This window comes from Peribacillus aracenensis, assembly GCF_025175645.1.
Taxonomy (GTDB): domain Bacteria; phylum Bacillota; class Bacilli; order Bacillales; family DSM-1321; genus Peribacillus; species Peribacillus aracenensis.
This window is the reverse complement of the sequence record NZ_JANZMJ010000001.1, coordinates 369032-384649: the sequence shown is the minus strand read 5'-3', so window position 1 is coordinate 384649 and position 15618 is coordinate 369032. Positions and strand designations below refer to the sequence as shown.

Genomic DNA, 15618 nt, shown 5'->3' with positions numbered 1-15618 from the left:
TCAATTCACCTGCTTTCACTTTCTTCAGTAAATTGAACAAGCACAAGGGTGATATTATCTTCCCCACCGTAGTGATTGGCCTTATCTATTAATGAAATCGCCTTTTCTTCAAGTGACTGTCCATTGGTTATGGTTTCTTCCAGTTCCTGTTCACTCACTTTGTTCGTCAATCCATCAGAACAAAGCAATAGTAAATCATTTTCTTCGAAAATGACAGTCATAACGTCCATTTCCACTTGCATTTCTGTCCCCAGGGCTCGTAATAAAACATTTTTCCGTGGGTGGTTTTCGGCATCTTCCTTTGAAATCTGCCCGGAACGGACCAATTCATTAACAAGTGAATGATCTTCCGTGACCTGCTTAAAGCCGCTCTCATTATACAAATAACATCGGCTGTCCCCGATGTTGGCAATGGTAGCAAACTTGTCGGTGCAAATGGCTGCGACAATGGTGGTCCCCATGCCCTTACATTCCGTATTCGCTTCAGCATGTTCAAAAAGCAACTGATTGACCAAGACGATTTGCTGCTTCAGCCAATCCTCGGCATCATTTGCCGTTTCGATACCTGTAGATGCTTCCCAGCCCTTTTTCAGAAGGTCTATCGTCATTGCACTGGCTACATCCCCGGCACGGTGGCCGCCCATGCCATCTGCAACGATGGCAAGGCGAACGCCTTCCGAGTTCTTAAAGATTCCGCCATTATCTTCATTATGCTGGCGGACTTTTCCACGGTCTGTCTTAAATATTGCCCTCATAGGGTCACCTCGTCTCTTCTTTGCGCTCCTTGGCCCGAAGCTGGCCGCAGGCTGCGTCAATATCACTGCCTTGTTCCCTTCGGATCGTTACATTAATGCCGCGCTTCTTCAATGTTTTTTCAAACTCAAAAATTTGGTCCCGAGGTGTACGTACATAGTTGCGTTCAGGTACATAGTTAACCGGTATTAAGTTAACATGGCATTTTATCCCTTTTATTAAACTTGCTAATTCTTCTGCGTGCTCCACTGTATCATTTTCGCCACCGAATAGACCATATTCAAAACTTACACGGCGACCTGTTTTTTCTGTATAGTATTTGATGGCTTCAATCAAGTCTGGAAGTTTGTAGGCCTTATTGATCGGCATCAATTTACTTCTCAATTCCGTATTCGGTGCATGAAGGGAAACAGCAAAGTTTATTTGCATGCTTTCTTCGGCAAACTTATAGATTTTAGGAATGATTCCACTTGTGGAAACGGTAATATGACGGGCCCCGATGTTCAAGCCTTTTTCATGGTTTATATTCTTCAAGAATGACATCATATTATCGTAGTTATCAAACGGTTCACCGATACCCATGATAACGACAGAACTAACGCGTTCTTCCAATTCGTCTAGTGCTTGCTGTACTTTAACGACCTGGGCAACAATTTCCCCTGATTCAAGATTACGCTTTAAACCGCCTAATGTCGATGCACAGAATGTACAGCCAATTCTACATCCTACCTGCGTTGTCACGCAAATGGAGTTTCCGTATTCATGGCGCATCAGCACCGTTTCAATCGAATATCCATCATGGAGTTCAAATAAAAACTTCATCGTTCCGTCATTGGACGTTTGCTGAATCAAAGTCTTCAATGTCGTGAAGGTGAATTGTGATTCAAGCTTATCCCGTAATGTTTTCGAAAGGTTGGACATATCTTCAAAACTGGAGACACGCTTTTTATAAAGCCAATCATATACTTGATCGGCCCGGAATGCCTTCTCTCCATTTTGAACAAGCCATTCTTTAATTTGGTGAAGCTCTAATGAGTAGATCGATGGTTTTTCTGGTGTCGTGTCTTTTCTTACTCTAGATGATTTAGTGATTTCTGCCATTACAGCACCTTCTTTCTAAAACTCGCAATAAAGAATCCGTCACTGCTAAAATATTGCGGAAAAACTTGCAGCGTATGACCTTCGATAAATGGCTGAACGCTTTCAGGCATTCTTGTGGACAAGGATGCATCGCTTTCAAAATCCGGATGGCTTTCCAAAAATGCTGCAGCGACTTTGTCATTTTCTTCTTTATCCACCGTACAGGTACTATATACTAACCGTCCGCCTTGCTTAACAAGCGGGGCAGCCGATTCCAATAATTGTATTTGTATACTTGAGAGTTTCATTATATCATCTTTTGTTTTAGTGTACTTTACATCAGGCTTCCGGCGCATGACTCCCAACCCGGAACATGGTGCATCGATCAGCACCCTGTCAAACCCTTCCTTATTAAAGTGTTCTTGCACTTTCCTGCTATCAAGGGCCATTGTCTTAATATTGTTTCTGAGTTTTAGGCGCTCAGCCTGCTCTTTAATGAGCTTGACCTTATGCTCATGAAGGTCGAGCGCATATACTTGTCCAGTGGTCAAGCCTTCTGCGATATGTGTCGTTTTCCCTCCAGGTGCAGCACAGCAATCAAGTACAGCATCATTTTCATTCGCACCTAATGCATGGGCTACAAGCATTGAACTCTCGTCCTGAATCGATAAATACCCTAATTTGTAGCTTTCTGAATGAGCAAGATTCCCTTTATAGCTGACGATTGCTTCGGGAACGACTTCACTTGCCTCAACATCATATCCTTCTTCCGTTAATATGCTGATCAGTTCACGGCGTGAAATCTTCTTTAAATTAACCCGTCCCGTCTGTAAAGGCGCAGTTAAGTTGATTTCACACATTTCTTTGGTTTTTTCATAACCAAATTGCTCTACCCAACGCTTAACCAACCAAATTGGGTGACTCACTTCTATGGAAAGCCGTTCCAGATCATCTTTAATATCACCTAAAGAAGGAACACCATTTCTTTGAATATTACGAAGCACACCATTTACCATCGAAGATGTGCCTTTATGCCCGCGCTTTTTGGAAATTTCGACGGCCTCGAAAATGATTGCATGATCAGGCACTTTATCTAAATAGACCATTTGATAAACGGAAAGTCTAAGTAAATTGATGACCCAGCTTTGCGTTTTTTTCGGTTGTTTGATATATGGGTTCAAATAATAATCCAAAGTCATCTTCCGCTGTATGGTACCGTAGCTTATTTCTGTAAGCAGTCCGCTATCCACGGCGGATAACTGGTGCTTTTTAATCAAATTGTTCAATAATAGGTTACTGTAGGATTGGTTTTTCTCTACAGATTCCAGGATATCGAGAGCGATTTCACGTACTCCCTTTTTAGTTTGCTTCATTCTGTTCTCCTAACTTCATGCCTGCTTTAATGAACGATCCGGCTCCACGCAAATAATCTTTCGCCGGCATTTTTTTCTTCCCTGAAGGCTGCAGTTCTGTAACTAGTATTGCCGTCTCATTACCTGTCGAAACGATGAAACCATCACTTTGTACATCAATGACCGTGCCCGGCACTGCCTGATTGCCATCTTCAAGTTTCTTCACCTGCCAAATTTTCAAAATGGCCCCGTCTAAGGTTGTATAAGCAACAGGCCAAGGATTCAGGCCACGTACATGGTTATAGATGTCTTCCCCTGATTTCGACCAGTCGATTTTTTCCTCAGACCGTTTTATGTTAGGCGCAAAAGACGCTTTTGCCTCATCCTGCTTGATTGCCTGCAGCTCCTGATTTATAAGTTTCGGAAGCGTCTTTGCAAGTAAATCCGACCCTATCTTGCTTAATTTATCATGCAGTGAACCTACATTGTCTTCTTCCTCTATAATCACTTCCGCCTGGGTCAATATATCACCGGCATCCAATTTTTCCGCCATATACATGATGGTTATTCCCGTCTTTTCTTTCCCTTGTAAGATGGAATAATGAATTGGCGCCCCTCCACGCAGTTCAGGAAGCAGGGAGGCATGTACATTAATACATCCGTACTTAGGGGCATCCAGCAATTCATTCGGAAGGATTTGACCGAAAGCCGCCGTCACCACTAAGTCAGGATTCAACGCAATGATTTTTTCAAGTTCTTCTTTTTCTCGGATTTTTTCGGGCTGATAAACGGGGATCCCCTGCTTTTCGGCTTCGACCTTAACTGGCGGCGGCGTCAGCACCTTTTTGCGTCCTACTGGACGATCGGGCTGCGTGACCACAGCGATCACATCATACCCTTCATCAATGATTCTTCTCAATACCGGCACTGAAAAGTCCGGCGTACCCATAAATATAATTTTTGTCATTCTTCCCCAAACCTTTCTAACTCTTCTTCCGAAATATACCGGGAGACCTTACTTGTAAATAAAACGCCTTGCAGATGATCAATTTCATGCTGAAGGGCCCTCGCGAGGAAATCCTCCGCTTCTATCTCGAAAAAAGATCCTTTTCGGTCTTGTGCCCGGACTTTGACACGGTATGGACGCGATACTTCACCATATAAACTCGGGAAGCTCAAGCATCCTTCAACACCTGTCTGTTCACCTTCCACTTCCAGCACTTCCGGATTAATCAGTTCGATAGCACCTGATCCTTCCTCTATTTCAACGACGGCCACTTGCTTTTTCACGCCAACCTGAGGTGCTGCAAGTCCAACGCCATCCGCCTCCACCATCGTTTCATACATATTATTTAACAGCTTTGCCAACTTTTTATCAAAACTTGTTACTTTATCGCATTTTTGTTGTAAAATTTTTTCAGGAAACAAGACAATCGGTAAAATAGCCAAAATTAAAGGTACCCTCCTAGATATGAAAAACAACACTTCATTATAAAAACGCAAGCTGTAACAGCTCGCGGTAATCATCCATCTCTCAAACAATTACATCATGATCTGTGGATTTAAATCTATTGAAATCTGCAGATGATTTTGAGCGGTTTCTTTTTGGTAATGCTCCAAAAGTGTGCGTAGATGCTGATTAAGGTCCGGCTCTCGTTTGTATTTTATCAGACATTGATAGCGATATCTATTGTTGATTCGACTAATGGGCGAAGCAACCGGACCCAGTACGATAGAATCCCGATTCAATCGTGAGCCTAAATAATTGGTAATTTTTTCAGTAACACTGACCGTCTTCATTAGGTCTTCATGTGAAACGGTTATAAGGACAACATAATAATAGGGAGGGTAATGACTTTGCCTCCTTAGATGCATCTCCCGTTCATAAAAAGCATCAAAATCCTGTAAGGCAGAAAGCTCTATGCTGTAATGCTCAGGCGTATAGGTTTGGATGACCACTTCTCCCGGAAGCTGATGACGTCCCGCCCTTCCGCTTACCTGTGTCAGAAGCTGGAATGTCTTTTCAGAAGAACGGAAATCAGGCAGATGCAGCATCGTATCAGCTGATAGGACTCCAACAAGAGTGATATTAGGAAAATCAAGGCCCTTGGCTATCATTTGGGTGCCTAACAATATATCGGCCTTCCCTTCACCAAAGGCATTCAGCAACCGCTCATGTGAACCTTTCTTGCTCGTCGTGTCAACATCCATTCGTATGACCCGTGCTTCAGGGAGGATTTTTGCCAGCTCTTCTTCAACCTTTTGAGTGCCTGTACCGAAGAACCTTATATGTTCACTTTCACATTCAGGGCAAACGGAAGGCATTCCCTCTTCAAACCCACAATAATGGCATTTCATTATATCATTAAAGCGATGATAAGTAAGTGAAATGTCACAATTAGGGCAGTTGATGACCAATCCGCAGCTTCGGCACATCACAAAGGAAGAATGTCCCCTTTTATTTAGCATCAGGACTGTTTGCTCTCCCTTCTCAAGCCGGTCTTTCAGCTTGGTAAAGAGCAGCTCCGAAAACATGGAACGATTTCCCGTTCTTAGTTCTTCCCTCATATCTACAATATCCACTGCTGGCAACGCATTTTTATTCATCCTCTGGCTAAGGGTCAATAATTTATAGACGTTTTTCTTGGCACGCGCAAAAGATTCAAGTGTAGGTGTGGCGCTGCCAAGAATTACTGGACACTTATATGATTTTGCTCTTTCAATGGCAACATCCCTGGCGTGGTACCTTGGGGTTTCTTCTTGCTTATAACTGGATTCATGTTCTTCATCAATGATGATCAGCCCCAGGTTTTCAAAAGGAGCAAACACGGCTGAACGCGCGCCCACCACCACTTTAACTTCCTTACGGTGAATTTTCCGCCATTCATCATATTTTTCACCTACGGATAAACCGCTATGCATGACAGCTACCTGCTCACCAAATCGTTCCTTAAACCGCTTCACCGTCTGTGGCGTTAAGGAGATTTCAGGTACAAGCATGATGGCTTCCTTCCCTTTTTCAATGACAGAGGCAATTGCCTGTAGATACACTTCCGTCTTCCCGCTGCCTGTTACACCATATAAAAGAAAGACATCATGTTCATCATGATGTATTTTTTCGTTGATGGGCTTCAAGGCAGCTGTTTGTTCAGCTGTTAGTGTAAAGGGTGTGGATTTTTCGAACACACGGTTTTCATACGGATCACGATATATTTCTTGATCCATTTCCGCCAAAGCCCCTTTTGACACTAGGGATTTGACGGTACCGCTTGATGTGTTTAACAATTCAAGCAATTCCTTTAACGGAATGGGTTCTTGATGTTCAATAAAGTATTGAAGGAGTTCCTGTTGTTTTTTTGCATGGCTGGACATAGCTGATGCCATTTCTTTCAGTTCCTTAGGGGAAAGCAAAGATTTAATGACACGGACCGTCTTCTTATTTAGTCGGTTTTTCACATTATATACAAGCTCAAGATTGCCATTTTGCATTTCCTTTTGGAAGAGGGAGGCGTTCTCCCCTTCAATCACATCTTTCCATGATATTGAATCATTTTTTCCGAAAAGGTTTTGGATGAAGAGAGGCAGCTGATCCATTTTTTCTTCAACGACTTTAATAACTTTTTCATACTTTGCTTTCATCGCTGCCGGAAGCATGGCCTGCAGCGCTGAAATCTTAAAACACATCGCCTCTTTGGTCAACCAGTCACCAAGCTGCAGCAATTCATCATTAAGGATGGGCTCCAAATCCATTGGTTCCTTTATATTGCGTAATTTCGCAAAGTCGCTTTTGGCTTTTAAGCCTGTAACGAATCCCTGCACCATTCTTGGTCCGAACGGCACGATGACTCGCATTCCGGGCTTGATGACTTGGTTCCACTTTTGAGGTATGCGATAGTCGAATTCTCGATCCGTTTGTTTAGCAGGTACATCCACGATTACGGATGCTATATCCATAAGACATCATTCCTTTTGCATGCGGGATACTTCTGACAGAATGCTTTTAGCTATATCCGCTTTACTCATTTTTGGAAGTTCGGTCGCACTTCCATCTTTACCGTAAATGGTCACGATGTTCGTATCCGTTCCAAACCCTGCCCCTGCGATGGTAACATTATTGGCAACAATCATATCTGCATTCTTTTTGACTAACTTTCCTCTTGCATATTCTTCAACGTTGTTCGTTTCAGCCGCAAAACCTACCAAGATTTGATGAGTTTTATTTTCACCGAGTTCCTTAAGGATATCCTTTGTCCGTTCAAATTCAATCACATTTTCCCCTGGCTGCTTTTTCATCTTTTGAGCATGATAAATCTTTGGTTTATAGTCCGCCACTGCTGCCGTCATGATTACGACGTCGCTGGAATCGAACTGTTCGAATGCCGCATCATACATTTCCGCTGCAGATTCCACTGGTATTACTCTAGCCTTGATAGGTGGCGTCAAGTTCACGGGGCCAGTAATCAATGTCACTTCAGCACCCATTTCAATTGCCTCTTCTGCTAGGGCATAGCCCATTTTTCCGCTGGAATGATTCGTCACGTAACGCACCGGATCAATCGCTTCACGAGTCGGTCCTGCCGTTATCAAATATTTCTTTCCTTTAAGAGGCTTTTTCTGTGATTTGTGTTCACCGAAATATCGGTTAAGATGTTCCACGATTGTTTCCGGTTCCTCCAATCGCCCTTTTCCTACATAACCGCAGGCCAAATACCCTTCGCCCGGTTCAATGAATTGATATCCAAACGACCGAAGTGTCTCCATATTTTTCTGAACCGCTGGATGGACGTACATGTGCACGTTCATTGCCGGCGCAACCCAAACAGGTGCATCCGTTGCCAGTAGCGTAGTCGTGATCATATCATCCGCGATTCCATTGGCCACCTTGCCAATGACATTGGCTGTAGCTGGGGCCAAAAGGATGATATCAGCCCAATCAGCCAAGTCGATGTGGGCAATGACTGAAGAATCCTTCTCATCAAAAGTATCTGTATAAACATCATTTCTCGAAAGCGCCTGAAAGGTGAGCGGCGTCACGAACTTACGTGCCGATTCACTCATGATCACTTTTACATGCGCACCTTCCTGAGTTAATTTACTTGTCAGGGCAGCAGCCTTAAATACAGCAATCCCGCCGGTGACACAAAGAAGTACTTTTTTATCGATAAGCATGCAAATTTCCCCTAACTATACATTCTATTTTTTCTAATTATGACGGAAAACCAAAGAAATTACATTTGAAATGCGCAATAACATATGGATCCTCCCAGAAATTCCATATATCACCTGACTCCACCAGTGATTTTGGTTACTTATAAAAATCAAAACAAACAGGCCTGACACCTTGGCCGCAGGAAGGAAGCACTTTCCAAATGTAACGCTCCTGTTTGCTTTAGGGTGTCAGGCCCGATAGGTCAAGCTATGTGTTCTCTTAGTTTTCCTCGTAAGAATTATCATAAGTCAATTTACCGGAATGAATTTCTTCAAGGGCACGACCTACCGATTTATGGGAAACCGGTTTTACGAGGCAGTTATCTTTAATTTGCATTTCCCTGGCGCGTTTAGCCGCCACTGATACAAGTGAGTATTTAGAATCGATTTTAAGTAATAGAGAATCAATTGATGGATATAACATAATTTATTCCGCCTCCAACATTTTTTTATATAAAACAGCAACTCTTTCCCGACGGCAATGCTCGGCAATTACAATTGCATTAATTCGCGCACATGCGGCATCCACATGATCATTTTCAACAACATAATCGTACAGATCCATAAGTTCTATTTCTTCCTTAGCCACCTTCATACGTCCTTTTATCGCTTCCTCCGTCTCGGTTCCGCGAGTAACGATGCGGCTTTCGAGTTCAGTCAAACTCGGAGGAGCAAGGAAAATGAAAAGTCCTTCAGGGAATTTCTCCCGGACCTGTTTAGCTCCTTGAACTTCTATTTCCAGAAATACATCTTTTCCGGAATCGATTGTTTCACGGACATAATCCACGGGTGTTCCATAATAATTACCGACGAACTCAGCATATTCCAGTAATTTTCCTTCTTCGATAAGTGCTTCGAATTCCTCGCGTTTTTTGAAGAAATAGTCCACGCCGTCCACTTCACCATGGCGAGGCAGCCGTGTCGTCATCGAAATTGAATATTCGAATGCCGTCCCTGGCTGAGAAAAAATCGCCTTCCTTACAGTTCCTTTACCAACACCGGATGGACCGGACAAAACGATTAATAAACCTTTTTCTCTCATATTGTTTCAGTTACCCCTCTTCTACGCTGTCATCTCTATCTTGGAGCCGTGCAGCAACCGTTTCCGGTTGAACGGCAGATAAGATAACATGGTCGCTGTCTGTAATTATTACGGCCCTGGTTCTTCTACCATATGTAGCATCTATTAAGGATCCGCGGTCCCGGGCGTCCTGGATGATCCTTTTGATCGGAGCCGATTCCGGGCTCACGATCGATACGATCCGGTTTGCGGAAACGATATTCCCAAAACCAATATTAATGAGCTTTATTGACATTTTTGTCCCCCATTCATATCTATTGTCACCTTGTTAGGTTCATCATAAACCGACTACTCGATATTTTGAACCTGTTCCTTTAATTTTTCAAGAAGACTTTTCATTTCCACCACTTCTTTGGTAATGGCGGAATCATTCGCCTTTGATCCAATCGTATTGACTTCCCTGTTCATTTCCTGGACAAGGAAGTCAAGTTTTCTTCCATTTGGTTCACTATGGGTAAGCGTTCTTGAAAATTGCTGTATATGGCTATCGAGTCTGGTCAGTTCTTCATTTATATCACATTTATCAGCAAAAATGGCCGCTTCTGTAATAATGCGGCTATCTTCGATCAATCCTTCAGTCAACTCAGCCAGCTTGATTTCCAACCTGGCTTTATATTTCTCGACGACTGAAGGTGCATGCATTTTGACCCCTGCTACAATCTCACCGAACCTTTTCAGCTGGTGTTTCATGTCCAAGGCCAGTTCCTGACCTTCCAGATTCCGCATTTTTTTCAGATTTTCCAATGCCCCCGTGACAGCCTTCAATAACAGGGATTCCAAATCGGCAGGAACCGCAGGTACTTCTTCCGTCATGAAAATCGATTCAAGTTGCAGCATATCCTGTAATGTAATGGAACTTTCCAGATTGTACTTTCGCTTGACTTCATCCATCAAACCCACATACTGATCCGCAAGGTTCCAATCGATCTTCACCTTTTTGGAAACCAGGCTCTCACCTTCCACTGTAATGAAGATTTCCACCCGTCCCCTTCTTATGTATTGATTCGCCTTCTTCTTCACCTTTTCTTCCAAAACCAAAAGCTGGCGCGGCATCCGAATCGTATATTCACAAAAACGATGGTTCACGGTCTTAATTTCGGCAAAAACCTTGACCTGTTCGTTTTCCGCTTCTTCTCTTCCATAGCCCGTCATACTGGTAACCATGGTTCCACATCCTATCAAACATAATGTAGTAATTTGGCCTTTAACTTTCATTATATATTAGTTACAGCATGAAAACTTTAGCTCACAAATAAAATACTACAAAAATAAAAAGGCAATAGAGCATGACTCTACCACCTTAAAGATTATATCATATATTATTGTGCTTTTCTTGCTAAAAAGGTTCCAGCCAGTAAAAAAGTTGGAATGGATGCCATCCCTATAACTAATAGCCAATCCCTTCCCGAAATTGGTACTGTATGAAAGATTGTTTGTAAAGGCTGGACATACATGACGGCTACCAACAATAATAGGGATGATAGTACCGCCCCCACTAGATAAAGGTTACCGAATGGATTTCTCGAGAAGATCGAATGTTCGCTTCGGCAATCGAATACATGTATTAGCTGAGCTAGGACCAAGGTAGCAAACGCAATCGTTTGTGCATATGCAAGATTATCCGGATTTGCACGGTATACTACATAAAATGCGATCAATGTTGAAATCCCGATCAGAAACCCACGAGAGATGATCTTCCAGCCAAGCCCTCTTCCAAAAACTCCTTCATTAGCATTTCTTGGTTTTCTTTTCATTACATCTTCTTCTGGGGAATCCAATCCCAATGCCATCGCAGGCAGTCCGTCGGTAATAAGGTTCACGAATAAGATCTGGATTGGTATCAAAGGTAACGGCAAGGCAAACAGCATCGCAAAAAACATGACCAAAATCTCCCCAACATTGGAAGCAAGCAGATAACGGATGAACTTCCTGATGTTTTCGTAAATATTCCTGCCTTCATTGATGGCCGATTTAATTGTGGCAAAATTGTCGTCAACCAATATCAAGGAAGAAGCTTCCTTAGCGACATCAGTACCCGTGATACCCATGGATATACCAATATCCGCTGATTTTATCGCAGGGGCATCATTGACACCATCCCCTGTCATTGCAACAACATGTCCTTTACTTTGCAAGGCTTTTACGATTTTCAACTTATGTTCAGGGGAAACGCGGGCAAATACCGAAACACTTTCAACAACTTCCTCAAGATCCCCGACTTCCATGTCGGCCAATTGCCGTCCTTCCAGTACACGGTCTTTTCCTTTTAAAATACCAAGTTCTTTAGCTATTGCCTTTGCGGTTATTATATGGTCGCCAGTAATCATGACAGTTTTGATCCCCGCATCCCTGCATTCCTTAACTGCCTGCTTCACTTCCGGACGTGGGGGATCGATCATGCCCTGCAGCCCCATGAAGGTCAAATTGCGCTCAGCTTCGGTTTCATGAAGCAAAATCGTTCCTTTTGAAAGGGGTTTATAACCAACAGCAATCATTCGAAGTGCCTGCGAGGCAAGCCCATTCATGTCCTGTTGCACCCTTTCCTTACTCTTCTGATTCAATATTTCCGACTTTCCTTCCCAAAGAATCGTGTCGGACTGGGCGATTAATACATCAGGTGCGCCTTTTACAATGACGAAATGTTTATCTTTATCATCCTTCACTATGACACTCATCATTTTGCGGATCGAGTCAAATGGAAACTCCTTGACTATCGTAAATCTCTTAGACAAGTGTTCCCTCGTCAAGCCCGCTTTCATTGCCGCGACCAACATCGCCCCTTCTGTCGGATCACCGTCCAAAATATATCGTTTACCATCCTCCTTTAGCTCGGCATTATTACAGAGCATGCCGAATGTAATTATTTGAAGCAAGGCATTATGGTTTTTCGGGGCAACTGAAACTCCTTCTAAAGAAAACTCTCCGACCGGATTATAACCAGTACCGCCGACATCCCAAGTTTTCCCTCCACTCCAAACCTTCGTCACCGTCATTTTGTTTTGTGTAAGTGTTCCTGTCTTATCTGAGCAAATCACCGTTGCGCAGCCAAGCGTTTCTACGGCAGGAAGCTTGCGTACTATCGCTTTTTGTTTGATCATACGCTGAACGCCCAAAGACAATGCTACAGTCACAATGGCTGGCAAGCCCTCGGGTATCGCCGCAACAGCCAAAGATACCCCGGCCAAAAACATCGTATAGAGGTCATGCCCTTGAATGACACCAGTCAGGACCACTATTACAGTTAATATTAAAGCCGTGACGATCAAAATTTTTCCTAGCTGCTCCAACCTCCGTTGAAGTGGAGTTTCTTTTGTTTCAGCAGTCTGCAGGAGATCTGCAATCTTGCCCATCGCCGTATTCATTCCAGTAGCGATTACGATTCCGACCCCATTTCCCCTTGTTACCATCGTTCCCATAAACGCCATATTTTCCTGATCACCGATACCTTCAACCTCATTCATCAATGGATCAGAACATTTAACTGCCGGGAGTGACTCACCGGTAAGTGCAGACTCTTCTATTTCAAGGCTTGAATGCTCGATGATCCGTAAATCGGCACCAATTCGGTCACCACTTGAAAACTTCAGGATATCTCCTACTACGACTTCTCTCGATGGGACTTTCAGCCACTGGCCATCCCGAAGTACGTTAACTTGCGGTGCAGCCATTTCCTTTAGGGCATCCAGGGATTTCTCTGCCTTCCGTTCTTGAAAAAACCCAAGTAATCCATTCAAAAAAACAATCGCCATGATGGCAATCGCATCGATATATTCACCCAATATCCCGGAGACTAAGGTCGCGGCAAGTAAAACTATGACCATGAAATCTTTGAATTGGGCGAAAAATAAAAGAATGGCTGATTGTTTTTCTCCTTCCTTCAATTCGTTAAAACCATGCTTTCGCAGCCTGTCCTTTACTTCATCATCGTCCAAACCGTGTGTAACGTTTGTTTGAAGCGCTTTCTCCATTTCTTGATTATTCATTTCCTTGAACTCCATCAAGTATCACACATCCCTTTGAATAGAATGAAATAGGCTCCTGTATACATCTCAACAGGCGCCTTTTGCTTTACTCATCCAACACCTGCCTGCTTACCGATACATAAAACAACCTGCTCTTCTTCCATGATTATTCAGACTCGTCCAAAATAATGCTATAATTAAACAGAATTGCGGAAAGAAGAACGATCCGGATAATTTATGAATGAACGACCGCTAATCATGATGAATGGACTAAATTTGCATTTAATCTCAGAAACAAAAAAATCAGCCATTCAATTTATCTGAACTAACAACCCCAGCTTTTCACCCAGTTCTCTAAAAAATTGGGATTAGCTAAAATGGGCAGCCCCTGATGCTTTGATAACGCCCGGCAAAAATGAGTTCTTAGAAAATCTTATGTAAAGGAAGTAAAAATAGAATGTCATTTGATGGATTATTCACGAAAGCGATGACGGAAGAAATCGCTTCTATATTAAAAGGTGGACGAATCAATAAGGTACACCAGCCTTATAAAAATGAAGTTATACTGGTTGTTCGTGCTGGAGGTAAGAACCATAAGCTCTTACTATCAGCCCACCCAAGTTATTCGAGGGTGCAAATGACCGAAGAAAGTTATGAAAATCCCAAAGAGGCACCCATGTTCTGTATGCTTCTTAGGAAGCACCTCGAAGGCTATACGATAGAAAATATTTATCAATATGAACTTGATAGGATGATCATTTTAGAAGTGAAGGGCCGCAATGAGCTTGGTGATGTCTCTCAAAAGCAGTTAATCATCGAAATCATGGGGCGTCACAGCAACATTGTTTTAGTCGATAAAGAACGAAATATGATTTTGGACAGCATTAAGCATGTTTCACATGCTGTTAACAGTTATCGTGCAATATTGCCCGGCCAGGAATATTTGGCCCCGCCCGCACAAGAAAAGAAGAATCCCTTCGAGGCCACAGAGGACGATATAAGAAAGAATATCGACTTCAATGCAGGAAAGCTGGATCGACAGCTTGTTGCCCATTTTTCTGGAGTTTCACCATTAGTTGCAAAGGAAGCCGTTTACCGGGCTGGACTTGCCAACAGCACGACCCTTCCATCAGCTTTTTTAAAGATTATCCAAGAAATCTCGGAGCAAAACTATACCGCGATGATCAAACAAGATGGAAATAAAGAAGTTTTTTATATGCTTTCACTCGATCATCTGACTGGGAATCAACGTACATTTCCTTCATTGAGCGAGATGCTCGACCGCTATTACTTCGGAAAGGCAGAAAGAGATCGAGTTAAGCAAAAGAGCCAGGATGTAGAACGTTTCATTACTAATGAAATAGAAAAGAACTCAAAAAAAATCGGGAAGCTCGAACGTACATTAAAAGATACGGAACGCGGAGAACAGTATCAGTTGTTCGGTGAGCTGCTTACAGCTAATCTATATCAAATGAAAAAAGGCATGAAGGAAATAGAAGTCGTCAATTATTATGATGAAGAACAAAGTATGGTCACCATCCCGCTTGACCCGTTAAAAAATCCATCAGATAATGCACAGAAGTACTTCTCCAGATACCAAAAGTCCAAAAATGCAGTCGGAGTCGTCCAAGAACAAATCGAAAAAACAAAATTGGAATTGTCCTACTTTGAAGCCTTGCATCAGCAGCTCCAATCAGCTTCACCCAGAGATATTGAGGAGATTCGCGAAGAACTACAGGAAGAAGGATACATTAGGCAAAAAAAGAAAAAAGGCATGAAAAAGCCTGCAAATGCAAAACCGCAGCTTGAAACATATTATGCTACAGATGGAGATCTCATTTTTGTCGGGAAAAATAATAAACAAAATGATTATCTAACGAATAAGTTTGCACGCCGTGATGAAATATGGCTTCATACCAAAGATATACCTGGCTCACATGTTGTGATTCGAAATGAATCGCCAAGTGAAAAAACGATAAAAGAGGCAGCCGTATTAGCAGCTTTCTTCAGTAAAGCACAGCAATCAAGCTCAGTGCCCGTTGACTTCACACAAGTTCGCCATGTTAAGAAACCGAATGGTTCCAAACCCGGGTTCGTGATCTACGACCAGCAGCAGACCGTATATATTACACCTGATGCCGATACTGTCATACGCTTAAAGGAAGCGGTAAAGGATTGAAAG

At 42.8% G+C, this 15618-nt stretch carries 13 protein-coding genes; 1 reads left to right on the top strand and 12 read right to left on the bottom strand.

What is annotated here, in order from left to right:
- Positions 1–5: 5 nt before the first annotated feature.
- The 12 genes from N0M92_RS01915 to N0M92_RS01860 form a co-directional block, all read right to left on the bottom strand.
- Entirely contained in the window at positions 6–755 is a 750-nt protein-coding gene (locus N0M92_RS01915) for a Stp1/IreP family PP2C-type Ser/Thr phosphatase (RefSeq protein ID WP_260284223.1), read from the bottom strand.
- Between the two features lie 4 nt (positions 756–759).
- Positions 760–1854 (bottom strand): 23S rRNA (adenine(2503)-C(2))-methyltransferase RlmN, encoded by a 1095-nt coding sequence (gene rlmN / locus N0M92_RS01910; RefSeq protein WP_260284222.1) that lies wholly within the window; start codon positions 1852–1854, stop codon positions 760–762.
- Positions 1854–3206, bottom strand: a complete 1353-nt coding sequence (rsmB, locus tag N0M92_RS01905) for a 16S rRNA (cytosine(967)-C(5))-methyltransferase RsmB (protein WP_260284221.1) — start codon at positions 3204–3206, stop codon at positions 1854–1856. Before rsmB ends, rlmN begins: the two co-directional genes overlap by 1 nt.
- Positions 3193–4152 carry a methionyl-tRNA formyltransferase gene (fmt, locus tag N0M92_RS01900; RefSeq protein ID WP_260284220.1) on the bottom strand — a complete coding sequence of 320 codons (960 nt, stop codon included), beginning with the start codon at positions 4150–4152 and terminating at the stop codon, positions 3193–3195. The genes rsmB and fmt overlap by 14 nt, the downstream gene beginning before the upstream one ends.
- A complete protein-coding gene (def, locus tag N0M92_RS01895; protein WP_260284219.1) occupies positions 4149–4634 on the bottom strand; it encodes a peptide deformylase in 486 nt (161 codons plus the stop codon). Before def ends, fmt begins: the two co-directional genes overlap by 4 nt.
- 93 nt (positions 4635–4727) lie before the next feature.
- Positions 4728–7139 (bottom strand): primosomal protein N', encoded by a 2412-nt coding sequence (gene priA, locus N0M92_RS01890; RefSeq protein ID WP_260284218.1) that lies wholly within the window; start codon positions 7137–7139, stop codon positions 4728–4730.
- A 6-nt stretch (positions 7140–7145) separates the two neighbouring features.
- Positions 7146–8354: a bifunctional phosphopantothenoylcysteine decarboxylase/phosphopantothenate--cysteine ligase CoaBC gene (gene coaBC, locus N0M92_RS01885; RefSeq protein WP_260284217.1), complete on the bottom strand. Its 1209-nt coding sequence runs from the start codon at positions 8352–8354 to the stop codon at positions 7146–7148.
- Between the two features lie 259 nt (positions 8355–8613).
- Positions 8614–8817, bottom strand: coding sequence for a DNA-directed RNA polymerase subunit omega (gene rpoZ / locus N0M92_RS01880; protein WP_260284216.1), 204 nt, complete (start codon positions 8815–8817; stop codon positions 8614–8616).
- Between the two features lie 3 nt (positions 8818–8820).
- Positions 8821–9435, bottom strand: coding sequence for a guanylate kinase (gmk, locus tag N0M92_RS01875; protein WP_034313809.1), 615 nt, complete (start codon positions 9433–9435; stop codon positions 8821–8823).
- Positions 9436–9445: 10 nt separating this feature from the next.
- On the bottom strand, positions 9446–9709 hold the full coding sequence (gene remA / locus N0M92_RS01870) for an extracellular matrix/biofilm regulator RemA (protein WP_034313813.1): 264 nt from the start codon (positions 9707–9709) through the stop codon (positions 9446–9448).
- Between the two features lie 53 nt (positions 9710–9762).
- The gene (locus N0M92_RS01865; protein WP_260284215.1) at positions 9763–10638 is read right to left on the bottom strand and encodes a YicC/YloC family endoribonuclease; all 876 of its coding nucleotides are present in this window, start codon (positions 10636–10638) and stop codon (positions 9763–9765) included.
- Between the two features lie 155 nt (positions 10639–10793).
- On the bottom strand, positions 10794–13472 hold the full coding sequence (locus N0M92_RS01860) for a calcium-translocating P-type ATPase, SERCA-type (protein WP_260284340.1): 2679 nt from the start codon (positions 13470–13472) through the stop codon (positions 10794–10796).
- A gap of 421 nt (positions 13473–13893) precedes the next feature.
- On the opposite strand from N0M92_RS01860, the gene N0M92_RS01855 reads away from it, so the two are divergent.
- Positions 13894–15615, top strand: a complete 1722-nt coding sequence (locus N0M92_RS01855; protein ID WP_260284214.1) for an Rqc2 family fibronectin-binding protein — start codon at positions 13894–13896, stop codon at positions 15613–15615.
- The last annotated feature ends 3 nt before the right edge of the window (positions 15616–15618 follow it).